Origin of the sequence: Pseudomonas syringae (assembly GCF_021605415.1) — a bacterium.
Classification (GTDB): domain Bacteria; phylum Pseudomonadota; class Gammaproteobacteria; order Pseudomonadales; family Pseudomonadaceae; genus Aquipseudomonas; species Aquipseudomonas syringae_S.
The window spans coordinates 25,614-47,755 of sequence record NZ_WKEQ01000026.1 but is presented as its reverse complement, the minus strand read 5'-3'; the positions used below and the strand labels follow the sequence as shown (position 1 = coordinate 47,755).

At 60.3% G+C, this 22,142-nt stretch carries 20 protein-coding genes; 12 read left to right on the top strand and 8 right to left on the bottom strand.

Features of this window, described 5'->3' with window-relative positions; all coding sequences use genetic code 11:
• The first annotated feature begins 2 nt into the window (after nt 1-2).
• On the top strand, nt 3-824 hold the full coding sequence (aroE, locus tag GIW69_RS18225; protein WP_236484184.1) for a shikimate dehydrogenase: 822 nt from the start codon (nt 3-5) through the stop codon (nt 822-824).
• 91 nt (nt 825-915) lie between these two features.
• Here the strand turns inward: aroE and GIW69_RS18220 are convergent, their stop codons facing one another.
• The 3 genes from GIW69_RS18220 to betC all read right to left on the bottom strand — a co-directional run bounded on the left by GIW69_RS18220 (nt 916) and on the right by betC (nt 5,099).
• Complete coding sequence (locus tag GIW69_RS18220; protein WP_236484183.1) at nt 916-2,484, bottom strand: SulP family inorganic anion transporter; 1,569 nt, start codon at nt 2,482-2,484, stop codon at nt 916-918.
• A gap of 163 nt (nt 2,485-2,647) precedes the next feature.
• Entirely contained in the window at nt 2,648-3,568 is a 921-nt protein-coding gene (gene choX, locus GIW69_RS18215) for a choline ABC transporter substrate-binding protein (RefSeq protein WP_236484182.1), read from the bottom strand.
• Nucleotides 3,569-3,584: 16 nt separating this feature from the next.
• On the bottom strand, nt 3,585-5,099 hold the full coding sequence (betC, locus tag GIW69_RS18210) for a choline-sulfatase (protein WP_236484181.1): 1,515 nt from the start codon (nt 5,097-5,099) through the stop codon (nt 3,585-3,587).
• A gap of 114 nt (nt 5,100-5,213) precedes the next feature.
• Here betC and GIW69_RS18205 point away from each other — a divergent pair, with 114 nt between their 5' ends.
• Nucleotides 5,214-6,125 carry a choline sulfate utilization transcriptional regulator gene (locus GIW69_RS18205; RefSeq protein WP_236484180.1) on the top strand — a complete coding sequence of 304 codons (912 nt, stop codon included), beginning with the start codon at nt 5,214-5,216 and terminating at the stop codon, nt 6,123-6,125.
• A gap of 50 nt (nt 6,126-6,175) precedes the next feature.
• On the opposite strand, the gene GIW69_RS18200 is transcribed toward GIW69_RS18205, so the two are convergent.
• The gene (locus tag GIW69_RS18200) at nt 6,176-6,844 is read right to left on the bottom strand and encodes an NAD(P)H-binding protein (RefSeq protein ID WP_236484179.1); all 669 of its coding nucleotides are present in this window, start codon (nt 6,842-6,844) and stop codon (nt 6,176-6,178) included.
• Between the two features lie 82 nt (nt 6,845-6,926).
• On the opposite strand from GIW69_RS18200, the gene GIW69_RS18195 reads away from it, so the two are divergent.
• From GIW69_RS18195 to GIW69_RS18150, 10 genes are all read left to right on the top strand, one after another.
• Nucleotides 6,927-7,253: a DOPA 4,5-dioxygenase family protein gene (locus tag GIW69_RS18195; protein WP_236484178.1), complete on the top strand. Its 327-nt coding sequence runs from the start codon at nt 6,927-6,929 to the stop codon at nt 7,251-7,253.
• Between the two features lie 313 nt (nt 7,254-7,566).
• Nucleotides 7,567-8,874: a CitMHS family transporter gene (locus GIW69_RS18190; RefSeq protein ID WP_236484177.1), complete on the top strand. Its 1,308-nt coding sequence runs from the start codon at nt 7,567-7,569 to the stop codon at nt 8,872-8,874.
• Nucleotides 8,875-8,959: 85 nt separating this feature from the next.
• Nucleotides 8,960-9,727, top strand: coding sequence for a TerC family protein (locus tag GIW69_RS18185; RefSeq protein ID WP_236484176.1), 768 nt, complete (start codon nt 8,960-8,962; stop codon nt 9,725-9,727).
• A 297-nt stretch (nt 9,728-10,024) separates the two neighbouring features.
• Complete coding sequence (locus GIW69_RS18180) at nt 10,025-11,683, top strand: Na/Pi cotransporter family protein (protein WP_236484175.1); 1,659 nt, start codon at nt 10,025-10,027, stop codon at nt 11,681-11,683.
• 153 nt (nt 11,684-11,836) lie between these two features.
• Nucleotides 11,837-13,210, top strand: a complete 1,374-nt coding sequence (locus tag GIW69_RS18175) for an insulinase family protein (protein ID WP_236484174.1) — start codon at nt 11,837-11,839, stop codon at nt 13,208-13,210.
• Between the two features lie 91 nt (nt 13,211-13,301).
• Nucleotides 13,302-14,330: a DUF5924 family protein gene (locus GIW69_RS18170; RefSeq protein WP_236484173.1), complete on the top strand. Its 1,029-nt coding sequence runs from the start codon at nt 13,302-13,304 to the stop codon at nt 14,328-14,330.
• 54 nt (nt 14,331-14,384) lie between these two features.
• Nucleotides 14,385-15,533, top strand: coding sequence for an MlaE family ABC transporter permease (locus tag GIW69_RS18165; RefSeq protein ID WP_236484172.1), 1,149 nt, complete (start codon nt 14,385-14,387; stop codon nt 15,531-15,533).
• Nucleotides 15,530-16,333: an ATP-binding cassette domain-containing protein gene (locus GIW69_RS18160; RefSeq protein WP_236484171.1), complete on the top strand. Its 804-nt coding sequence runs from the start codon at nt 15,530-15,532 to the stop codon at nt 16,331-16,333. The genes GIW69_RS18165 and GIW69_RS18160 overlap by 4 nt, the downstream gene beginning before the upstream one ends.
• 1 nt (nt 16,334) lies before the next feature.
• Entirely contained in the window at nt 16,335-17,273 is a 939-nt protein-coding gene (locus GIW69_RS18155) for an MlaD family protein (RefSeq protein WP_236484170.1), read from the top strand.
• A complete protein-coding gene (locus GIW69_RS18150) occupies nt 17,270-17,893 on the top strand; it encodes an ABC-type transport auxiliary lipoprotein family protein (RefSeq protein ID WP_236484169.1) in 624 nt (207 codons plus the stop codon). The genes GIW69_RS18155 and GIW69_RS18150 overlap by 4 nt, the downstream gene beginning before the upstream one ends.
• Nucleotides 17,894-18,008: 115 nt before the next feature.
• Here the strand turns inward: GIW69_RS18150 and GIW69_RS18145 are convergent, their stop codons facing one another.
• From GIW69_RS18145 to GIW69_RS18130, 4 genes are all read right to left on the bottom strand, one after another.
• Complete coding sequence (locus GIW69_RS18145; RefSeq protein ID WP_236484168.1) at nt 18,009-19,238, bottom strand: spore maturation protein; 1,230 nt, start codon at nt 19,236-19,238, stop codon at nt 18,009-18,011.
• A 202-nt stretch (nt 19,239-19,440) separates the two neighbouring features.
• The gene (gltP, locus tag GIW69_RS18140; protein WP_236484167.1) at nt 19,441-20,772 is read right to left on the bottom strand and encodes a glutamate/aspartate:proton symporter GltP; all 1,332 of its coding nucleotides are present in this window, start codon (nt 20,770-20,772) and stop codon (nt 19,441-19,443) included.
• 699 nt (nt 20,773-21,471) lie between these two features.
• Nucleotides 21,472-21,936, bottom strand: a complete 465-nt coding sequence (locus GIW69_RS18135) for an inhibitor of vertebrate lysozyme family protein (RefSeq protein WP_236484166.1) — start codon at nt 21,934-21,936, stop codon at nt 21,472-21,474.
• Nucleotides 21,937-21,938: 2 nt separating this feature from the next.
• The gene (locus tag GIW69_RS18130; protein WP_003177151.1) at nt 21,939-22,103 is read right to left on the bottom strand and encodes a DUF1328 domain-containing protein; all 165 of its coding nucleotides are present in this window, start codon (nt 22,101-22,103) and stop codon (nt 21,939-21,941) included.
• Nucleotides 22,104-22,142: the final 39 nt, after the last annotated feature.

Sequence of the window (22,142 nt, the reverse complement as noted above, 5' to 3'; positions counted from 1 at the left end):
CGATGGATCGTTACGTCGTTTTCGGTAATCCGATCGGCCACAGCAAGTCGCCGATGATTCACACACGGTTTGCCGAACAGACCGGCCAACGCCTCGATTACGCCACTGTGCTGGCGCCGCTTGATGATTTTTCCGGCTGCGCCACGGCGTTTTTCCGCGAGGGTCGCGGCGCCAATGTCACGGTGCCGTTCAAGGAAGACGCCTATCGCCTGGCTGACAGCCTGACCGCCCGCGCCCAGCGTGCCGGAGCGGTGAACACCTTAAGCAAACTGGCCGACGGTTCGTTGCTGGGCGATAACACCGATGGCGCCGGGCTGGTGCGGGATCTGACGGTCAACGCCGGATTCAGCCTGACCGGCAAGCGCATTCTGTTGCTTGGCGCGGGCGGCGCGGTGCGCGGGGCACTGGAGCCGTTGCTGGCGGAAAAACCTGACTCGGTCATCATCGCCAACCGCACCGTGGACAAGGCTGAGCTGCTGGCAGAGTTGTTCAGCGACTTGGGGCCGGTATCGGCCAGCGGATTCGACTGGTTGTTTGAACCGGTCGACGTGATCATCAACGCCACGTCCGCCAGCCTCACCGGCGATGTCCCGCCGATTGCACCGAGCCTGATCGAGCCGGGCAAAACCCTGTGCTACGACATGATGTACGGCAAGGAACCGACGGCGTTTTGCCGTTGGGCCACGGAACACGGCGCGGCGGTGTCGATGGATGGCTTGGGCATGCTGGCCGAGCAGGCGGCGGAAGCGTTCTTCCTGTGGCGCGGCGTGCGCCCGGACACGGCGCCAGTGCTGGCCGAACTGCGCCGTCAGTTGGCCCTTTAAGAGCATCGCTGGCAAGCCAGCTCCCACAAGGATCACCTAAATCCCTGTGGGAGCTGGCTTGCCAGCGATTGAAGTCGACACGGATATCAGATCAATCCTCAAACCGGATCGGGCATTTCTCCGGCCCTTCCAGCTTTCTCAATTCTTCCACCACCTGCGGCCGCGCCTGGCGCAAGGTCAGGCTGCGCTGCTGACTCAGCAATCGCCGCGCCTCCTGATGCAGCATCTCCACCCCTGAATAGTCGATGAAGTTGATCTGCTGCGCCTCAATCACCACCCGCGCGCCGTGCATGCGTTGCAGACGCACTTGCAGGTAATGGCTGGCGCCGAAAAAGATCGAGCCGCCGACGCGCAGCACATCGTCCTCGCCGTCGCGCCAATGCTGCACACGCGGTTGCGAAGTGCGTTTGAGGTAGAAAAACAGCGATGCCAGCACTCCGGCGTAGATCGCAGTCTGCAATTCCAGCAGCAACGTCGCGAGGCACGTCAGCGCCATGACCACGAATTCGGCGCGGCTGACCCGCAGCAACGCGCGAATGCCGCGATGATCCACCAACCCCCAGGCAATCAGCAAAATGCTCCCCGCCATGGCCGGAATTGGAATGTGCGCGATCAGCCCCGCGCCGAAAATTGCGAACAGCGCCACCCAGATCGCCGAAAACACCCCCGCCAGCGGCGAGCAGGCGCCGGCCTCATAGCTGAGCCCGGAACGGGTGAACGAGCCGGCGGACAGCGAGCCGGAAAAGAACGCACCGACAATGTTGGATAAACCCTGAGCGCGGACTTCCTGATTGGCGTCGAGCAACTGCTGCGAACGCGCGGAAATCGATCGGGCAATCGACAGGCTGGTCACCAGTCCGAGCATGCCCACCGCCACCGCGCTCGGCAGCAGTCGCAGGATCAGATCGATGTCCAGCGGCAGCGCACTGAACGGCGGCAGACGCCCGACAAACGCACTGACCAGATGCACATGGCCGAACATCGCCGGCCACAGCCACACCACCAGACTGGCGAGCACCAGCGTCATCAACAGTGTTGGCCATCTTGGCAGCAAGCGTTTGAGGGCGACACCGACGACGACAGTGGCCAGGCCAAGGATCAGCGAGGGTTTATCCACAGCCCGCAAGTGGTGGATCAGATCCATCAGGCTGGACAGCGCCGTCGCCTTCGCCGGCAGATCCAGTCCCAGCAGGTTCGGCAGCTGGCCGATGGCAATCACCACCGCCGCGCCAAGGGTGAAGCCGAGCACCACTGAGTGCGAAACGAAATTGACCAGCGCGCCGAAGCGCAACAGGCCGAGCAGCCACTGGAAAATCCCGGCCAACAGGGTCAGCAACAGGATCAGGGTGATGTAGTCATCGGAAGCGGGCACGGCCAACGGGCTGACGCTGGCGAACAACACGATGGAAATCGCGGCAGTCGGGCCACAAATCAGGTGCCAGGACGAACCCCACAGGCAAGCGATCAGCACCGGGATGATTGCGGCGTAGAGACCGTATTCGGGTGGGAGACCGGCAATCAGCGCGTAGGCAATCGATTGGGGCAACGCCAGGATCGCGCCGCTGAGGCCGACGATCAGGTCGCGACCGACGCTGGCGCGGGTTTGTCGGGGGAGCCAGCTCAGAAACGGGAACAGTGAGTGGCGACTGGGGAGGGCCATGGATCCTCTCGGTGGACGTTTTGCGAAAGAGTATCAGGCTGAGACGCGATCGTTCCCATGCGCTGGGTGGGAATGCATCAACGCACGCTCCGCGTTCGGCTCTTGAGTGGGACGCGGAGCGCCCCGGGCAGCGTTCCCACGCAGAGCGTGGGAACGATCAGAATCAAAGCTTGGCTTTCACCGCCGCCAACGCATCTTTGCCGTCAGCGGTCTTGACTCCGTCCAGCCATTTGTCCAACACGGCCGGATTGGCCTTGATCCACGCCTTCGCCGCAGCGGCATTGCTGACTTTTTTGTTCACCACCTCGGCCATGATGCTGTTTTCCATGTCTTGAGTGAACGACAGGTTGGTCAGCAACTTGCCCACATTCGGACAAGCCTCCGCGTATCCCTTGCGCGTCAGGGTGTGCACGCTGCCGGTATCGCCGAAATATTTCTCGCCGCCCTTCAAGTAATGCATTTTGAGTTGCACGTTCATCGGGTGTGGCGTCCAGCCAAGGAACGTGACGAATTTCTGTTTCTTCACTGCCCGCGACACTTCGGCCAACATCGCCTGCTCGCTGGACTCGACCAGTTTCCACCCGCCCATGTCGAAGTCGTTCTTCTTGATGATTTCCTGCAACGAGATGTTCGCCGGCGCGCCGGAGCCGATGCCGTAGATCTTCTTGTCGAACTTGTCAGCGAACTTGTTCAGATCCGAAAAGTTACGCACACCCGCGTCCCAGACATAGTCCGGCACGGCCAGGGTGAATTCGGTTCCGTCGAGGTTTTTCGCCAACTGGGTGACGTCGCCGGTGGCCACGAACTTGTCGTAGAAGCCTTGCTGCGCCGGCATCCAGTTGCCGAGGAATACGTCCACTTGGCCATCCTTCAAACCGCCAAAGGTGATCGGCACCGCGAGGGTGTCGACCTTGGCCTTGTAGCCCATGCCGTCCAGCAGAAACCCGGTGATGGCGTTGGTCGCGGCAATGTCGCTCCAGCCGGGGTCGGCCATCCTCACCGTTTCGCAGCTTTGCTCGGCAAATGCCGAGGCACTGCCCAGAGCCAGCAGGCTGACCGTCACTACTGTGGATAACTTACGCATGGACTTCCCCTTAACATTATTGGTTTTGGCAGGGTTGTGGATAACGTGCTTTACGCTCCAGATCATCGAGGTCGATGTGGTTGCGCATGTACTGCTGACTGGCGTCCACCAGCGGCTGGTGATCCCAGCTCTTCAGCTTGCCGAGGGTCAGCGCCTGGGCGACGAATCGCCGACGGCGCTGGCTTTGCAGAACATCTCGGTGGATCGCCGGGATGTCCCATTTGGCCCGTGCTTCGGCGAGGAAATCGTCGAACAGCGGACGATGCGTCGGCGACTGACTGAGTTCTTCCAGTTCCCGTGGATCGTTGTCTACGTCGAAGAGTAGGCAAGGGTCGGTTTCGCTGTAGATAAATTTGTACGCACCGCGACGGATCATCATCAACGGGCTGACTGTGCCTTCGGCCATGTACTCGCCGAATACTTCGTCGTGGCCGCCCTGCCCTTGCAAATGTGGCACCAACGAACGGCCATCCAGTGGCAGATCCGGCTCCAGGCTGCCGCCCCCCAACTCGACGAAAGTCGGCAGCAGGTCGGCGGTGGACACTGCAGCGCTGACACGGGCGGCAGCAAACTGTCCCGGCGCACTGATCAACAGCGGCACGCGGGCGGCCATTTCATACCAGTGCATTTTGTACCAGAGGCCTTTTTCGCCGAGCATGTCGCCGTGGTCACCGGAGAAGACGATGATGGTGTCGTCGATCAGCCCGGTATCCTCGAGGGTTTGCAGGAGTTTGCCGACGTTGCTGTCGATATAGCTGCAGGCACCGAAATAGGCGCGGCGTGCATCGCGGATTTTATCCACAGGCAGCGGCTTGTCCCACAGGTCGTAGACCTTGAGCAAACGCTGGGAATGCGGATCAAACGAGTGTTGATCCGGGGTTTCCGGCATCGGAATTTCGCTGTCTTCGTACAAATCCCAAAACGCCTTGGGGATCGTGTACGGATCGTGCGGGTGAGTCATCGACACGGTCAGGCAAAACGGCTGGTCGCCGTCTTCGCGAATGTGATCGAACAAGTATTGCTGGGCCTTGAACACCACTTCTTCGTCGAAATCGAGCTGATTGGTGCGCACGCACGGCCCGGCTTGCAGCACCGAAGACATGTTGTGATACCAACTCGGACGCACGTCCGGTTCGTCCCAATTGACGGACCAGCCGTAGTCGGCCGGATAGATGTCGCTGGTCAGGCGCTCTTCATAACCGTGCAATTGATCCGGGCCGCAGAAATGCATCTTGCCCGACAGGGCCGTGCGGTAGCCGAGGCGGCGCAGGTAGTGGGCATAGGTCGGCACATCGGCGGGGAAATCGGCAGCGTTGTCGTAAGCGCCGATCTTGCTCGGCAACTGGCCGCTGACTAGGGTGAACCGCGAAGGCGCGCACAGCGGGCTGTTGCAATACGCGGCGTCGAACACCACGCCTTGGGCGGCGAGACGGGAAAGATTGGGCAATTTGATAGGCGAAGGGCCGTAGAACGGCAACATTGGCGCGGCCATTTGATCGGCCATGATGAAAAGAATGTTCTTGCGCTTCATGTGATCGCGGCATTCCATGTTGAATATTTATGCGAGAGTGCTGCGATTGAGGATGGAGTCCATAGCCCATCTGGTAAACACCGTGGCCGGCAATGACTAGGATAAGCACAGCTTATGTATGAAGCCCTTGGCGATTTGTCCCTCGACCTGTTACGCGCTTTCGAAGCGGCAGCCCGCCATCGCAGCTTTACGGCGGCGGCCGTCGAGTTGGGCACGACGCAACCGGCGATCAGCCAGCAGATCAAACGCCTGGAAGAACAACTGGGCACGCGGCTGTTTGATCGTATCTATCGTGGCATCGAAATGACCGAGGTCGGCACGATTCTGTTCGAACAGGTTCAGCTCGGTTTGCAGAACATCGATGCAGGTCTCAGCGCGATCAGCACGCAGCAGCAACATGAAGTCTTGCAGGTTGCCACGGATTTTGCCTTCGCCGCCTACTGGCTGATGCCGCGCCTGCACCGTTTTCATGAAGCCAATCCGCAGGTCGACGTCAGCCTGGTCACCAGTGAACGCAGTCACAACATGTTGCGCAGCGATATTGACGTGGCAATCCTGTTTGGCGATGGCCGCTTCAAGCAGGGCGAGAGCCATGGATTGTTCAGCGAAGAAGTGTTCCCGGTGTGCAGTCCGCGACTGCTCAAGGATCGAACCTTGCCTCTGCCCGCCCAGGCGCTGCTGGAATTCCCGCTGCTGCACTTGAGGGGTGAGAACAGCAGCAACTGGTTTGACTGGAGTGGTCTGTTCCGTGAATTGGGCATCACTACGCCGCCAGCGCCGGGGCAATTACGGTTCGATAACTACACGCTGCTGATTCAGGCGGCGATTGGTGGTCAGGGTGTGGCGATTGGTTGGCGGCACCTTGTGGATAACTTATTGAGCCAGGGTTTGCTATGCCGGCCGATTGCGCAAACCACGGTGTCGCGGCTGGGGTATTACGTTGTGTTGCCGCAGCGAAAGCGCCGTGGGGCGTTGATTCAGCAGTTTGTCGACTGGTTGATGGTTGAGCAGGCTGGCGGGGCATAGGGTTGAAGATCAAAAGATCGTCCGAACGCGGCTCGGGCCTGCGGCAGCTCTTACACGGGGGGCGAGGCAGCGACGAAACTGACGTGTTCGCCGATGTGCAGATTCAGCCGCAGCTCGTCGGCCATTCCTACCGCCGTGCGGTTCAGGCGTTCCAGCGGTTCGGCCAGGCCCGGTTCAAGATTGCCGCCGACCTGGCTGAAATGCTCGATGGTCAAACCGGCGACGCCGCGTGGCGCATTAACCAGCGTCCAGCGCACGGAACTGCTTTGCAGCGCTTCGCGAATTTCTTCGGCGGCATGACGTTGCAACGGATCCGCCACTTCCGGATCGTCCAGCACTTCGAAATCGCCAACCAACAGCAACCGCGCTACGCTCGCCGCTTGCAGACCGTCGATCAGTGCATCGACCGCCAGCACCTGCTCCACAGGGCCGAGTACGACGGACTTTTCCACATGCTCGCTATTGAACGGCAAGCCCGGCGCGTCGAGCAGGCAGATAACCGCCGAACTGCCGGCCACGCTCTGGTTGATCCGCTCGGCATCGAACAGATCACCGGTCTTGGTGCGTAACCCCGGGCGCGGAGCCAGGGCGGTGAGGTCGTCGAGAATTGCGATCACTTCATGCTGGCGGCGCAGCAATTCAGCCATCAACGCACTGCCCAGGCTACTCATGGCACCATAGAGCACCACTTTGACGACTGGGGTTTCGGCATTTTTCATGGCCTTTTTCCTTGTTTTTGACCTATATGGCATGTGACTGGTGGGCAACGCCGAGGGTTCGAATCAATTCAGAGGGTTTGCGATGCAAGCGATCAAGGGTTACCACGCCCACGTCTATTTCGATGCCGACACGATTGATCAGGCACGTGCCTTGTGTGAGCAGGCGGCGCAATTGTTTACGCTGAGAATGGGCCGCGTGCACGAACGCCCGGTCGGCCCGCACCCGGACTGGAGTTGCCAATTGGCCTTCGGCCCTGAGGTGATCGCCGATGTGTTGCCGTGGCTGGCGCTCAACCGAAAAGGGCTGGTGGTGTTCCTGCACCCGGACACGGGAGACGATTTGCTCGATCACACCGACCACGCGATCTGGATGGGCGCGATTCGCTCGCTGAACCTGTCTGTTTTTTGATCGATCCATAGCGTCGGTTCCGGTCATCGCGCCACCCGACCGCCGGTTCACCATTTGCCGGACGCTTTCATCTGCGAAAGCTGACTGAAAGCTTTCGCGATTAGGATCGCCTCACCTGCCGGCAACAGACCGGTTGGCCAACGCGCATGTTGCATCGTGCGCCAGGCCCTTTTAACAAAAACAATGGTGATTCTGATGTCCTCTGCAACCCGCCTCCTCGCTGTAACTCCGCCCGTACGCCTCGTGCCTTTCGTTCTGCGCTGATTCTCCCGATCCGCTCATTCCCTAGCCGCGCTACGCCTGGAGTATTCCCATGCTGACTTTCCTTGGCTTCGCCATGGTCATCACGTTCATGTTCCTGATCATGACCAAGCGCCTGTCCGCGCTGATCGCCCTGATCATCATCCCGATCGTCTTCGCCCTGTTCGGCGGTTTCGCGCCGAAGATCGGCCCGATGATGCTCGAAGGCATCACCAAGCTTGCGCCGACCGGCGTGATGCTGATGTTTGCCATTCTGTATTTCGCCCTGATGATCGACTCAGGCCTGTTCGACCCGGCCGTGCGCAAGATCCTCAAACTGGTCAAGGGCGACCCGCTGAAAGTTTCGGTCGGCACCGCCGTTCTGGCGCTCGTTGTCTCCCTTGATGGTGACGGCGCGACCACTTATATGATTTGCGTGGCCGCCATGCTGCCGCTGTACAGCCGCATCGGCATGAGCCCGCGCATCATGGCCGGCCTGATCATCCTCGCCGGTGGCGTGATGAACATGACGCCGTGGGGTGGACCGACCGCCCGTGCCGCCAGTGCGTTGCATGTGGATCCGTCGGACATTTTCGTACCGATGGTGCCGGCCATGGCTGCCGGTGTGGTGGCGATCCTGTTGATCGCTTACTTCTACGGCAAACGCGAGCGCGCGCGCCTGGGTGAACTGCACCTGGTCGGCGACGAAATCGATCACAGCGAAATCAGCGTCTCGCAGTTCCCTGACGCTCGTCGTCCGAAGCTGATCTGGTTTAACGGCGCCCTGACCCTGTGCCTGATGTGCACGCTGATCGCCGGTCTGCTGCCCCTGCCGGTGCTGTTCATGGTGGCGTTCAGTATCGCGATGATCGTCAACTACCCGTGCCTGCAACAGCAGAAGGATCGGGTCGCGGCCCACGCCGGCAGTGTGCTGGCGGTGGTCGGCCTGATCTTTGCGGCGGGCATCTTCACCGGTATCCTGTCGGGCACCGGCATGGTCGATGCGATGTCGAAGAGTTTGTTGGCGGTAATCCCTGACTTCCTTGGCCCGTACCTGGCGGTGATCACGGCGCTGGTGAGCATGCCGTTCACCTTTTTCATGTCCAACGATGCCTTCTATTACGGCGTGCTGCCGGTACTGGCCGAAGCCGCCAGCCATTACGGCATCACCGGTGTGGAAATGGCCCGTGCCTCGATCGTCGGTCAGCCCGTCCACTTGCTGAGCCCGTTGGTGCCGTCGACCTATCTGTTGGTGGCGCTGGCCGGCATCGACTTCGGTGACCACCAGCGTTTCACCCTGAAATGGGCGATCCTGGTGTGCATGTGCATCTTGGTTGCAGCATTGCTGATGGGGATTTTTCCGCTGTTCAGCACTCTATAAGCCTAATACCCGCCAACCGGGGGCCAGGCTTCGTGGTTTGAAGCCGGGCCCTTTGTTGGTTTAACAATTGCTCAAAGGAATACACATGGATTGGCTGACCAACCCCGAAATCTGGGTTGCCTTCTTCACCCTGACCGCTCTGGAAATCGTCCTCGGCATCGATAACATCATCATGATTTCGATCCTGGTCAGCCGCATGCCCAAACACATGCAGCAGCGCACCCGGATCTTCGGTCTGGCCCTGGCCATGATCACGCGAATCCTGTTGCTGCTGTCGATCACTTGGGTCATGCGCCTCACCGCCGACCTGTTCGTGGTGTTCGGCGAGGGCATCTCTGGCCGCGACCTGATCCTGTTCTTCGGTGGCCTGTTCCTGCTCTGGAAAAGCTCTCAAGAGATGTACCACGCGCTGGAAGGCGAAGACGAAAACAACGACGAGCCCTCGGGCGCGGGCGGCAAATTCCTCTACACCATCATCCAGATCGCGATCATCGACATCGTCTTCTCGCTGGACTCGGTCATCACCGCCGTCGGTATGGTCTCTCATGTACCGGTCATGGTCGCCGCGATCATCGTGGCCGTCCTGGTGATGATGCTGGCTTCCGGCAAGATCAGCGAATTCATCGACAAGCATCCGTCGCTGAAAATGCTGGCGCTGTCGTTCCTGCTGGTGGTGGGTACTGTTTTGATCGCCGAGTCGTTCGACGTGCACGTGCCGAAGGGCTACGTCTACTTCGCCATGGCGTTCTCGCTGGCGGTTGAAGCGATCAACATCAAGTTGCGCACCGCGATTGCGAAAAAGCGCAAACAGCAGGATCCGGTGAAACTGCGCAAGGACATTCCGGGGCAGTAATCCGGTAGGCGATACAAAACCTGTGGGAGCTGGCTTGCCAGCGATAGCGAAGTGTCAGCGACATCATGTTTGCTGGGCTGACGCCATCGCTGGCAAGTCAGCTACCACAGGTTTTTGCGTTTAGCGATGAGCGTGTATGAGCCGGTTTCTTATGACACTTTTGTTTCAATCCGCACTTTAGCTGTGCAATGCTGGCGCCCTGACCGTTAGCCAACTACAGCTTAAGTAAAGAAACGTAGAAATCGCGCGGCACCGTCAATTTGCTCCTTTGGGGCACAGCCAATACAGGGGGCCTGCATGCTCACCCTGCTCAATCTGCTTTCTGCCGTTGCCCTGTTGATCTGGGGCACGCACATCGTCCGAACCGGCATTTTGCGGGTTTACGGTTCCAATCTGCGCCATGTGATTGGCCAGAACATGTCCAGGCGTTGGTTGGCTTTTATCGCCGGGATTGTCGTTACGGCGATGGTGCAGAGCAGCAACGCCACGGCAATGCTGGTGACTTCCTTTGTCGGTCAGGGCCTGATGGCGCTGACCCCGGCGCTGGCGACCATGCTCGGCGCCGACGTCGGTACGGCGCTGATGGCGCGGGTGCTGACGCTCGACTTATCGTGGCTGTCGCCGCTGTTGATTTTCCTCGGGGTGATTTTCTTCCTGTCGCGCAAACAGACGCGGCTCGGGCAAATGGGCCGCGTCAGCATCGGGCTGGGGCTGATCATCCTGGCGCTGCAACTGATCGTCGAGGCCGCCGCGCCGATCACCAGCGCCCAAGGGGTGAAGGTGATTTTCGCCTCGCTGACCGGGGATATTCTCCTCGACGCCTTGGTCGGCGCGTTGTTCGCAATGGTTTCCTACTCCAGCCTCGCGGCCGTGTTGCTGACCGCGACCCTCGCCGGCGCGGCCGTGATCAGTTTGCCGGTGGCAATCGGACTGGTGATCGGCGCCAACATCGGCAGCGGCATCCTGGCATTCATGAGCACCAGCATGCAGAACGCCGCCGGCCGCCAAGTCGCGCTGGGCAGTCTGCTGTACAAACTGATCGGTCTGCTGCTGATCATTCCGGTGCTCGATCCGCTGGCGCACTGGATCGACAGCCTCGATTTCAGCCCGCAGGAAATGGTCATCGGCTTCCACCTCCTCTACAACACCGCGCGTTGCCTGATCCTGCTGCCCAGCGTCGGGCCGATGGCGCGGTTGTGTGGCTGGCTGCTGCCGGAGCGTCCGGATGTCAATGGCACGGTCAAACCACGCCATCTCGATGCCACAGCTTTGGTCACTCCGAGCCTGGCCCTGGCCAACGCCGCCCGGGAAACGCTGCGCATCGGCGATCTGGTCGACAACATGCTCGAAGCGATGCTCAACGTGCTGCGCGGCAAGCAGACGGCGATCACCCAGGAAATTCGCCGCATGACCGATGACGTTGAAGCCCTGTACAGCGCGGTCAAGCTGTACCTGGCGCAGATGCCCCGCGAAGACCTCGGCGAGCAAGACAGCCGGCGCTGGGCGGAAATCATCGAACTGGCAATCAACCTCAAGCTCGCCAGCGACCTCATCGAACGGATGTTGCGCAAAGTGCAGCAGCAGAAAACCTCCCAGCGCCGCTCGTTTTCCGAGGTCGGCCTGGAAGAACTGGCCGATCTGCACAGCCAGTTGATTTCCAACCTGCGCCTGGGTCTTTCGGTGTTTCTCAGTGCCGACCGGGAAAGTGCGCGTCAATTGCTGCGTGAAAAACGGCGGTTTCGCGCGCAGGAGCGCCGTCTGGCTCACGCCCATGTCAGCCGTTTGCAGCGCAAGATCGTCCAGAGTCTTGAAACCAGTTCGCTGCATCTGGAGCTGATTGCCGACATGAAGCGCCTCAATTCGCTGTTCTGCAGCAGTGCATATGCGGTGTTGGAAACGGCTGATACGGGCGCATTGGCCGTGGATGATATGAGCGACATTACGCATTCGCCTTGAACGTCTGTCGGTGCGGTCAGTCAGTAATTCATGGTTCAGCCTCAAGGCCGCCTTCGCGAGCAAGCCCGCTCCCACAGGTTCACGAAACCCATGTGGGAGCGGGCTTGCTCGCGAAGGCGATCTGACTGACGACACGGATCTATGGAAGCCCTTATGCGTTGCCTGTTGTTCGCCTGTCTGTTGCTCGGTTCCCTTCCCGCCCTCGCTCTGGATCGTTTTCAGGTCGAAGGCTATGCCCTGCCCAACGGCCTGCAACTGATGCTCAAACCCGGTACCGAACGCGGGCATGTGGCGATTCGTCTGGTGGTCGGCGTCGGCCTCGACGATTTTGGTTGCGATGAAAAGGAGCTGCCGCATCTGCTCGAACATTTGCTGTTCAGCGGCATCGACGCCACCGGCGAAGGTGGCCTCGAAGAACGCATGCAGGCCCTTGGCGGCGACTGGAACGCGTTCACCAGCAATGCCGATACCACGTTTGTCATAGAGGCTCCGGCGAAAAACCAGCGCAAGGTGCTCGACCTGCTGCTCGATCTGCTGACCCAGACGCGCATCGATGACAACGCCATCATCGCCGCGAAAAAAATCGTCGAGCGCGAGGACGGCGGCCATTACACCCATCTGCAACGCTGGCTCGACCGGCAGGATCTGGGCCACACCGCGAGCAACCAGCTGGCCGTGGAACTGGGCCTGAAATGCCCGCAGCGCGCCCAGGTCGAAGGCCTGACCCAGCAACAGCTGGAGAAGGTGCGCAAGGCCTGGTATGCGCCGAACAACATGACTCTGATCGTCGTCGGCGAATTGGACAAACTGTTGCCGGCCTATCTGGAACGGACATGGGGCGCGCTGGAACCCGTCGAGCCCACCGAGCACTCGCCACTGCCGGATATCCGCGCCAGCGCCGCCCACGAACGCACACTGATGCGCGGTTTCATTGGTGATGGCGCCAAACTGCACTGGCTGGTACCCGAGCCGGTGCTGGAAGACCAGCACGACGAGACCTTCGACCTGCTCAAGGAATATCTCGACTGGGCGCTGTACCGAAAACTGCGTCTGGAACACAGCTTGTCGTACGGGCCGTGGGCCGAACGCGAAGTGTTCGGCGGCGTCGGCTTCACCAGCCTGAATGCGGATCTGGATCGCGACGATGTGGCCCAGGCTCAACAAGTGCTCGAAGACCTCAAGGCCGAGCTGCTGAAAAACGGCCTCGACGCCGACACCTTTGCTCGCCTCAAACAAGCCGCCATCGCCCATCAGGCCTGGGCGGTGCAAGGCAACAGCGCGTTAGCCGATTATTACTGGAGCGCGCTGGGCGATTACGAAGACGGCCGCTTCGCCAATCCTGCCCGCGAGCTGCAAGGTGTGTCGCTGCAAGCGGCGAACAAGGCGATGCGTGAATTGTTGATGCAACCGGGGTATTGGCGGATCGAGAAGCCGCTGGTTGGTGACGATCAGGTGCTTTGGCTGATGGCGGGCGGTTTGGGCGTGGTGTTGCTGGTTTTGATTGGCTGGCGATTGCGCCGGAAATAGGTGTTGTTGATTCCTGACCGGGAGCCTCGCCACAACGCAGCGCCAGCGTTACCCTGTCGAGGTTTTTTCCACCAGCCCTGTGAACCGCCCAATGCCGACTCTGACCCTCATGATCCAGCGCACCCTCGAGCTGATGAAGCGCTATCCCGGAGTCATTGCGCTCGGTGGCTTCATTTCCGGAGTCGGCAGCTTCATTCTGGTTGACCGTCAACAAGGCCTGGCGAGCTGGATCACCACGATCATGCTGGTCAGCTGGATCTGGCTGATGCTGGAAAACAGCCTGACCAAGCTGTTCACGCGCATATTCAAACGCGAGATTCCTCAGCCGCTGCTGCGTTACGCGACGCAGATGATTCACCAGGAAAGCCTTTTTTTCGTCCTGCCGTTTTTCTTCATCACCACGACGTGGAACAGCGGCCAGTTTTTCTTCACCGGCCTGCTGAGCATCGCCGCGCTGATCTCGATCATCGATCCGCTCTACTACAAATGGCTGGCACCCCGGCGCTGGGCGTTTCTGGCGTTGCACACGCTGACGCTGTTCGCCGCCCTCCTCACCGCGCTGCCGGTGATCATGCACCTCACCACCTCGCAGAGTTTCAAATGGGCGTTGGGCATTGCCGTGGTGTTGTCGTTCCCGAGCCTGGCGTCGATCTTCCCGATCCGCACCGTGCGCAATGCCCTGGCGATCCTGTTCATCACCGTTGGCATCGGCGGCCTCGGCTGGGTGCTGCGTTCGTGGGTGCCGCCGGCGACGTTGTGGATGACCGATGTGGCAATCAGTACGCAATTGCAGGATCGCACCCCCGGCGAAAGCCTTGACGAAGTCAGTGCAGAGCAGATCCGTGGCGGCGGGCTCTACGCCTATACCGCGATCAACGCGCCACGCGGGCTCGATGAGCGCATCTATCACGTCTGGCAGTTCAATGGCAAAGAGGTCGACCGCATCGCCCTCGACATCCACGGCGGGCGCAAGGAAGGCTACCGCGCGTGGACGCACAAGCAGAATTTCCCCGGCAACCCGGCGGGCAAGTGGCAAGTGCGCGTGCTGACCGAGGACGGCCAAGTGATTGGCGTGTTGCGCTTCAACATCACAGACAGCACAGCCGTCAAAGAAAAGTGATCCGGTTCGTGCTAAAAGTCAGGTTCGCGTAATAGCCGAACAAGCACGGAGCTTATGACCACCAGCCCACTATCCGGCAGTGCCTACCTGGACACATCGCTCGCCCCTGCGCGCGTGCGGGTGACCGGCGACTGGACGCTTGCGCATTACGCCGAGCTCAAGCATCTGAGCGAAAAGCTTCAAGGCAAGTACGACGCCAACACCACCATCGATCTCAATGGCCTCGGCGCACTCGACACGGCCGGTGCGTCGTTGCTCGTCGAACTGCTCGGCTCGGAGCGTCTCGGCCAGTCCGCCGAACATCCTGACTGCACGATTTCCACCGCCGACCGCGCGCTGCTGCAAACCATCTACCGCTCGATGACCGACTTCTGCGTGCCGATCAAGGAAGCGGAAGTCAGCGTCAGCGTGCAGTTGCTGACACGCATCGGCCGCGCCGTCGACACGGTTTGGCAGGACACTTTGCAACTGCTGGGTTTTGTCGGCCTGATTATCGAAACCATCGCCCGTGGCCTGTTTCGGCCCAAGCGCTGGCGGATCACGCCGATGATTGCGCATATCGAGCAGACCGGCCTCGACGCCGCGCCCATCGTGGCGTTGCTGACGTTTCTGGTCGGCGCGGTGGTGGCGTTTCTCGGGGCGACGGTGCTGGCCAGTTTCGGCGCGAGCATTTTCACTGTCGACCTGGTCGGTTTCGCGTTCCTGCGCGAATTCGGCGTGTTGCTCACCGCCATCCTGATGGCCGGCCGCACCGCCAGTGCGTTCACCGCGCAGATCGGTTCAATGAAAGCCAATGAAGAAATCGACGCCATCCGCACGCTGGGCCTCGACCCGGTTGAGTTGCTGGTCGTGCCGCGTGTGCTGGCGTTGCTGGTGGCGCTGCCGATGCTGACCTTTCTGGCGATGCTTTGCGGGATTATCGGCGGCGCAGTGGTGTGTGCGGTGTCCCTGGATATTTCCCCGGCGATGTTCCTGTCGCTGCTGCAATCGGACATCGGCATTCAGCATTTTCTGGTCGGGTTGGTGAAGGCGCCGATCTTCGCGTTCCTGATCGCGGCGATTGGTTGTCTGGAAGGCTTCAAGGTCAGCGGCAGCGCCGAGTCGGTCGGCGCGCACACCACGTCCAGCGTGGTGCAGTCGATTTTCGTGGTGATCGTCCTCGACGCCATTGCTGCGCTGTTTTTCATGGAGATGGGCTGGTGAATCGTCTACCCCGAGCGCCCGCCGAGGCGGTGATTGAAGTCCGTGGCCTGTGCAACCGCTTCGGTCCGCAGAGCATTCACGAAAACCTCGATCTGGATTTGTATAAAGGCGAGATTCTCGCCGTGGTCGGCGGTTCCGGCAGCGGCAAATCGGTATTGCTGCGCAGCATTGTCGGCCTGCGCCGGCCCAGCGAAGGGATGGTCAAAGTGTTCGGCCAGAACCTGCCGAGCCTGGCGGAACATGAACGCTCGCTGATCGAACGGCGCTTCGGCGTGCTGTTTCAGAAAGGCGCGCTGTTTTCTTCGCTGACCGTCACCGAAAACGTCGCTCTGCCCCTTATCGAACATGCTGGCCTGAGCCGCGAAGACGCCGAGCATCTGGCGGCGGTCAAACTCGCCCTGGCCGGGTTGCCGTTGTCGGCGGCCGATAAATACCCCGCGTCGCTGTCCGGCGGCATGATCAAGCGCGCGGCGCTGGCCCGGGCGCTGGCGCTGGATCCAGACATATTGTTTCTCGACGAACCCACCGCCGGCCTCGATCCGATCGGCGCGGCGGCGTTTGATCAATTGATTTTGACCCTGCGCGATGCCCTGGGCCTGAGCGTGTTTCTGGTCACCCACGACCTCGACACGCTTTACACCATCACCGACCGCGTGGCCGTGCTGGCGCAGAAGAAAGTGCTGGTGGCCGGCCCTATCGACGTCGTCTCGGAAACCGATGACGCGTGGATTCACGAATACTTCCACGGCCCGCGCGGCCGCTCGGCGCTGGACGCCGCCAAACAGCTCAACGAGGTCTGACATGGAAACCCGAGCCCATCATGTGTTGATTGGCCTGTTCACGGTGATTGTGGTGGCAGGCGCCCTGCTCTTCGGCCTGTGGCTGGCCAAGTCGAGCGTCGACACCGAGTTCAAGGATTACGAAATCGTTTTCAATGAAGCGGTCAGCGGCTTGTCCCGGGGCAGTTCGGTGCAGTACAGCGGGATCAAGGTCGGCGATGTGGTCAGCCTTCGTCTCGATCCGCAGGATCCGCGTCGGGTGCTGGCGCGAATTCGCCTGGCCGGCGACACGCCGGTCAAGGAAGACACCCAGGCCAAACTGGCACTGGCCGGGATCACCGGAACGTCGATCATTCAGCTCAGCGGCGGCACGCCACGGAGCCCGAAACTCAAAGGGCATGAAGGCAACCTGCCGACCATCGTCGCCTCGCCTTCACCGATCTCGCGGCTGCTCGCTGACAGCAACGACTTAATGAGCGGCATTACCACATTGCTGAATAACGCCAACCAGATGTTTTCCGCCGAGAACGTCACGCGCATCAGCGCCACCCTCGCGCATCTGGAGCAGACCACCGGCGCGATCAACGATCAACGCGGCGACTTGCGTCAAGCCATGCAGCAACTGGCAACCGTCGGCAAACAGGCCGGCAACATGCTCGAACAAACCTCGGCGCTGATGCGCAACGCTAACGGCTTGCTCAACGATCAGGGCAAGCAAACCCTCGGCAGTGCCGAGCAGGCGATGAAGTCGCTGGAACAAAGCAGCGCCACCATCAACGCCCTGCTCAGCAAGAACCAGAATTCCCTCGACAGCGGCATGCAGGGCCTCAACGGCCTGGCTCCGGCGGTGCGCGAGCTGCGCGAAACCCTCGGTTCGCTGCGCGCCATCTCCCAACGCCTTGAGGCCAATCCCAGCGGTTACCTGCTGGGCAGTGACAAGAACAAGGAGTTCACGCCATGAAGCTGAACCACATCGCCTTCCTCGCCGGTTTCACATTGCTGGCGGCGTGCTCGATTTTGCCCAAGTCGGAACCTTCGGATGTTTATCGCCTGCCTGTGGCACAGGCGCCCGCCTCGACTGCCCTGGCGACTCAATCCTGGTCGTTGCGGCTGAATAAATTGCAGGCCAGTGAAGCGTTGAATCGGCCGAACATCGCCGTGATTCCTCAAGGCGATGTGATCAGCAGCTACAAGGCTTCGCGCTGGAGCGATCCGGCGCCGGTGCTGGTGCGCAATCGTCTGCTGGATGGTTTTCAGCGCGATGGACGGGTTTCGCTGTTGAGTACCGATGACGCGAATTTCCAGGCGGATCTGGAACTGGGCGGTAGCTTGCAGGCGTTTCAGACTGAATATCAGGGCTCGACCCCGACCGTTGTCGTTCGCCTGGATGCTCTGCTGATACGTGGGTATGACCAGCGCATCCTCGCCAGCCGCCGCTTCGAAGAGCGCCAGCCATTGAACGATGTACAGGTGCCGGCGGTGGTGGCCGGGTTTGGCCAGGCCAGTGACCGGTTGACCGCCAAGGTTGTAGCGTGGGCCGTCGAGCAAGGCCAGCGGCTTGCGCCCCCACCAAGACCTTAAACCCATACCATCCCTTGTGGGAGCTGGCTCGCCAGCGATGGCGGTGTGTCAGCCAACAGGTTATTTGGATGTGCTGGCCACATCGCTGGCAAGCCAGCTCCCACAGGTTTTTCGGTTAGCCGAAGAACCAGTAGCAGACGCCAATGGCGCCGAGCACGCCGGCAAATTCAGCCAGCAACGCACAGCCCACCGCATGCCGGGCCCGCTGGATGCCCACCGCACCGAAGTACACCGCCAGCACATAGAACGTGGTCTCCGTGCTGCCCTGCATCGTCGCCGCCACTAATGCCGGGAAGCTGTCTACGCCGGACGTCTGCATGGTTTCAATCAACATCGCCCGGGCGGCGCTGCCGGAGAACGGTTTGACCATCGCCGTCGGCAACGCATCGACGAAACGCGTGTCCCATCCGGCCCACTCGATCAGATGGCGAATGCCGTCGAGGCCGAAATCCAGCGCGCCCGATGCCCGCAACACGCCCACCGCGCAGAGCATCGCCACCAGATAGGGAAGCAGATTTTTTGCGACATCGAAGCCCTCCTTCGCGCCTTCGACAAACGCCTCATACACCTGCACCTTGCGCAACGCACCGATCACCAGAAACAGCATGATCAGGCCGAACAGCGTCAGGTTGCCGAGGATCGACGACAGGCCCGCCAGCGCGGTGGCCGATAGCGTGCCGAGCAGCGCCATGAAGCCGCCGAGCACCAGCGCGCCGGGAATCAGATAGGCCAGCACCACAGGATCCCAGATGCGCAGGCGCTGCATGAACGCCACCGACAGGAAGCCGACGATGGTCGAGCAGCTGGTTGCCAACAGAATCGGCAGGAACACCAGCGTCGGATCGGGCGCGCCTTGTTGGGCGCGGTACATGAAGATCGTCACCGGCAGCAGGGTCAGGGACGAGGCGTTGAGCACCAAAAAGAGGATCTGCGCGTTACTGGCGACGGTGGCACAGGGGTTGAGCTCTTGCAGCGCCTTCATGGCTTTGAGGCCGATGGGCGTGGCGGCGTTGTCGAGACCGAGGCCGTTGGCGGCGAAGTTCAGGGTGATCAGGCCGAGGGCCGGGTGGCCGGGCGGGACTTCCGGCATCAGTCGCAGGAATAGCGGGCCAAGTACTTTGGCCAGCCATTCGACAATTCCGGCCTTCTCGGCGATGCGCAAAAAACCCAACCACAGGGTCAGCGTGCCGAACAGCAGCACCATGACTTCGACCGACAGCTTGGCCATGGCAAAAATGCTTTCCACCATCGCCGCGAAGATCCCGGCGTTCCCGCCGATCAGCCACTGCGCCAGCGCCGACACGGCTGCCACGATGAAGAAGCCAAGCCACAGGCCATTAAGCATCAGTCAAATCCCCCGGAAGATGCGGCGAATGATAGCGGCCGCGCCAGAAACGACAAACCCCGGATTTTTCCGGGGTTTGTTTATAACGGCAGGTGACGATCCCTGTGGGAGCGGGCTTGGCCGCGATGGCGGTGTGTCAGTCAACAGAGACGTTGAATGTGCCGGTCTCATCGCCGGCAAGCCAGCTCCCACAGGTTTTGCGTTATGGCTTGGAAATCTCGCCGGCTGGCAGTTTCTCTTTGCTGCGCCAGTGCGGCAGGGAATTCCAGTAGCGCTGGCCTTTGGCGTCGTCGTACATGCCTTCCCAACGCGAGATGACCAACACCGCCAGGGCGTTGCCGATCACGTTCAGTGCGGTACGCGCCATGTCCATGATGCGGTCGACACCGGCGATGAACGCCAGGCCTTCCAGCGGAATCCCCACGCTGCCCAAGGTGGCCAGCAGCACCACGAAGGACACGCCCGGTACGCCGGCGATGCCTTTGGAGGTGACCATCAGGGTCAGCACCAGCAGCAACTGCTGGCTGATCGACAGGTCGATGCCGTACAGCTGGGCAATGAAGATCGCCGCGATGCTTTGGTACAGGGTCGAACCGTCGAGGTTGAACGAGTAACCGGTCGGGACCACGAAGCTGCAAATGGCTTTCGGCGCGCCGTAGGCTTCCATCTTCTCGATCACGCGTGGCAGCACGGTCTCCGACGAAGCGGTGGAGTACGCCAGCACCAACTCATCCTTGAAGATGCGCATCAGCTTCAAGACGGAGAAGCCGAACAGCTTGGCGATCAGGCCCAGCACCACGAAGGCGAAGAAGGCGATGGCGACGTAAACCAGGATCACCAGTTTGGCCAGCGGCACCAGGGAGGCGAAGCCGAAGTTGGCGACGGTCACGGCAATCAGTGCGAACACGCCGATCGGGGCGTAATTCATGATCATGTGGGTGACTTTGAACATGCTTTCCGAGACGCCCTGGAACATCTTCACCAGCGGCTCGCGCAGATCCGATTGCAGGCTCGACAGACCGAGACCGAACAATACGGAGAAGAAGATGATCGGCAGCATCTCGCCACGGGCCATGGCCGCGAAGATGTTTGACGGAATCAGGTTGAGGATGGTCTCGATGAACGCATGTTCATGCTGCACTTCGGCGGCGGTCGCCTGGTACTTGGAGATATCCACGGTGCCCAGCGTGCTCATGTCGATGCCGGTGCCCGGATGGAACACATTGGCGAGCAGCAAGCCGACGACGATTGCGACGGTGGTCACGATTTCGAAGTAGATGATGGTCTTCAGGCCGATGCGGCCGAGTTTCTTCGCGTCGCCGACACCGGCAATGCCGACGATCAGGGACGAGATGACAATCGGGATTACGATCATCTTGATCAGACGGATAAAGATATCGCCCGCTGGTTGCAAGACGTTGCTGATCCACCAGGCCTTCTCGGCACTGAAGTGGTTGAGCAACGCGCCGATTGCAATCCCCAATACCAGACCGATGAGGATCTGCCAGGCGAGGCTAAGCTTTGCCTTCTTCATTATCTTTACCCTTACTTGCGTTTGACTCAGGCACATGCAGGAACTGGAACGCTTCTTGAGCGGAAAAGTCTGTGCATCTGCCTCCGTATAAGGTGCCCCGCGATGCCTATAAAGGTCTCAGCGGCGGGCGAAAAAAGGCGCAACTATTCCGATGCGGGGGTGCGACGTCTAATGCCGTAAACGCCTACCCTATGCCGAATCGGCATGAGATTTTCTAGCCGAAACGGGCGTCCCAGCCGGTTCGAATACGACATTTCGGCAGGCATAACTGCCGTGAACCGGCCATCCCAGCGTGTATAGATCGTTTTTTAAACAGCAAAATCCAGTGAAAAATTCGCTTTGAAGCCCTCGCACCTGAGTTAAAAACCGTCCGAGTATTTAGGTTTTTTTCTCGATGTACGGTCGCAAAGAGATACCGCCAAGAATATTTTGCGCAGCGTAAGGGATTGAAAAATGAGCAGAACGCTCTAGAACGGGAAGTGTGTGATTGAAGCTCGCGCAAGTCCGTCGAGCCACTTGGGGCCGGCGAACTTGCGTCGCAGCTTTTGCCCTGACCCGGCCCTCAGCGCAGGTACTCCCTGTACCCGTAGGTCACTCCGACCCTGTAACAGTCAGAACGTCCCGGCCCCTTGGTCATGCGCCGGTCCTCTTCGGGCCGGGCAGTGGAAGCAACAAGGCGCTGCTCCCGCGTTCAAAAACTCAGTACCACTTTGGATCTTTTTTCAGCGTTTCCATCAACAGATCCTGCATGCCCTGATCGGGCTTGCCGAGGAACCGGTAGGTGGCGTGTCGCGTCGGCGACTTGTCGGCCGGTAATCCTTCCGGCACGTCCACCAGCATGGCGTACGCGTCTTTCTTGTCGAAGCTGAAGGCGACAATCAAGCGATGGTTGAGACACGTTTCCTGCGTTTCACACAGCGGGCCGACCAGATACTCGTCGCCGTCTTCCGTGACCGCATGCATCTGCTGATCCGGCGCACCGGACAGGTTCATCACCCATTCCGGTAGACGTTCTTCTTTCTTCACCACGCCCTGCCAGGTTTCCCTGTACTGCGGGTCGGCATTGAGCAGCTCATTGACCCGTGTCTGACCGTCATTGGCCGCCATCGCCATGGCACTACCGCCCAGAAGCAGGGCGGCTGCCAGTGTCTTGAACGCGATCATGGTCAACCTCGGCCGCGACGGCCAAAGAAGAAGGAAGCGATGAACATGACCAGGAACACCACGAACAGAATCTTGGCGATACCCGTGGCAGTGCCCGCGATACCACCGAAGCCCAGTACGGCGGCGATGATGGCAATGATCAGGAATGTAATAGCCCAACTCAACATGGTGATTCTCCTTACTTCTATTTAGAGGTATTGCGTGTG

Bases quoted from the DNA above. Each gene is read 5' to 3' on its own strand.
- betC (WP_236484181.1), bottom strand. From the start codon at position 5,099: ATGAAGCGCAAGAACATTCTTTTCATCATGGCCGATCAAATGGCCGCG.
- gltP (WP_236484167.1), bottom strand. From the start codon at position 20,772: ATGAAGAAGGCAAAGCTTAGCCTCGCCTGGCAGATCCTCATCGGTCTG.
- GIW69_RS18200 (WP_236484179.1), bottom strand. From the start codon at position 6,844: ATGAAAAATGCCGAAACCCCAGTCGTCAAAGTGGTGCTCTATGGTGCC.
- GIW69_RS18145 (WP_236484168.1), bottom strand. From the start codon at position 19,238: ATGCTTAATGGCCTGTGGCTTGGCTTCTTCATCGTGGCAGCCGTGTCG.
- GIW69_RS18155 (WP_236484170.1), top strand. From the start codon at position 16,335: ATGGAAACCCGAGCCCATCATGTGTTGATTGGCCTGTTCACGGTGATT.
- GIW69_RS18175 (WP_236484174.1), top strand. From the start codon at position 11,837: ATGCGTTGCCTGTTGTTCGCCTGTCTGTTGCTCGGTTCCCTTCCCGCC.
- GIW69_RS18170 (WP_236484173.1), top strand. From the start codon at position 13,302: ATGCCGACTCTGACCCTCATGATCCAGCGCACCCTCGAGCTGATGAAG.
- GIW69_RS18180 (WP_236484175.1), top strand. From the start codon at position 10,025: ATGCTCACCCTGCTCAATCTGCTTTCTGCCGTTGCCCTGTTGATCTGG.
- GIW69_RS18165 (WP_236484172.1), top strand. From the start codon at position 14,385: ATGACCACCAGCCCACTATCCGGCAGTGCCTACCTGGACACATCGCTC.
- GIW69_RS18130 (WP_003177151.1), bottom strand. From the start codon at position 22,103: ATGTTGAGTTGGGCTATTACATTCCTGATCATTGCCATCATCGCCGCC.
- GIW69_RS18195 (WP_236484178.1), top strand. From the start codon at position 6,927: ATGCAAGCGATCAAGGGTTACCACGCCCACGTCTATTTCGATGCCGAC.
- GIW69_RS18135 (WP_236484166.1), bottom strand. From the start codon at position 21,936: ATGATCGCGTTCAAGACACTGGCAGCCGCCCTGCTTCTGGGCGGTAGT.
- aroE (WP_236484184.1), top strand. From the start codon at position 3: ATGGATCGTTACGTCGTTTTCGGTAATCCGATCGGCCACAGCAAGTCG.
- GIW69_RS18185 (WP_236484176.1), top strand. From the start codon at position 8,960: ATGGATTGGCTGACCAACCCCGAAATCTGGGTTGCCTTCTTCACCCTG.
- GIW69_RS18205 (WP_236484180.1), top strand. From the start codon at position 5,214: ATGTATGAAGCCCTTGGCGATTTGTCCCTCGACCTGTTACGCGCTTTC.
- GIW69_RS18150 (WP_236484169.1), top strand. From the start codon at position 17,270: ATGAAGCTGAACCACATCGCCTTCCTCGCCGGTTTCACATTGCTGGCG.
- GIW69_RS18190 (WP_236484177.1), top strand. From the start codon at position 7,567: ATGCTGACTTTCCTTGGCTTCGCCATGGTCATCACGTTCATGTTCCTG.
- choX (WP_236484182.1), bottom strand. From the start codon at position 3,568: ATGCGTAAGTTATCCACAGTAGTGACGGTCAGCCTGCTGGCTCTGGGC.
- GIW69_RS18220 (WP_236484183.1), bottom strand. From the start codon at position 2,484: ATGGCCCTCCCCAGTCGCCACTCACTGTTCCCGTTTCTGAGCTGGCTC.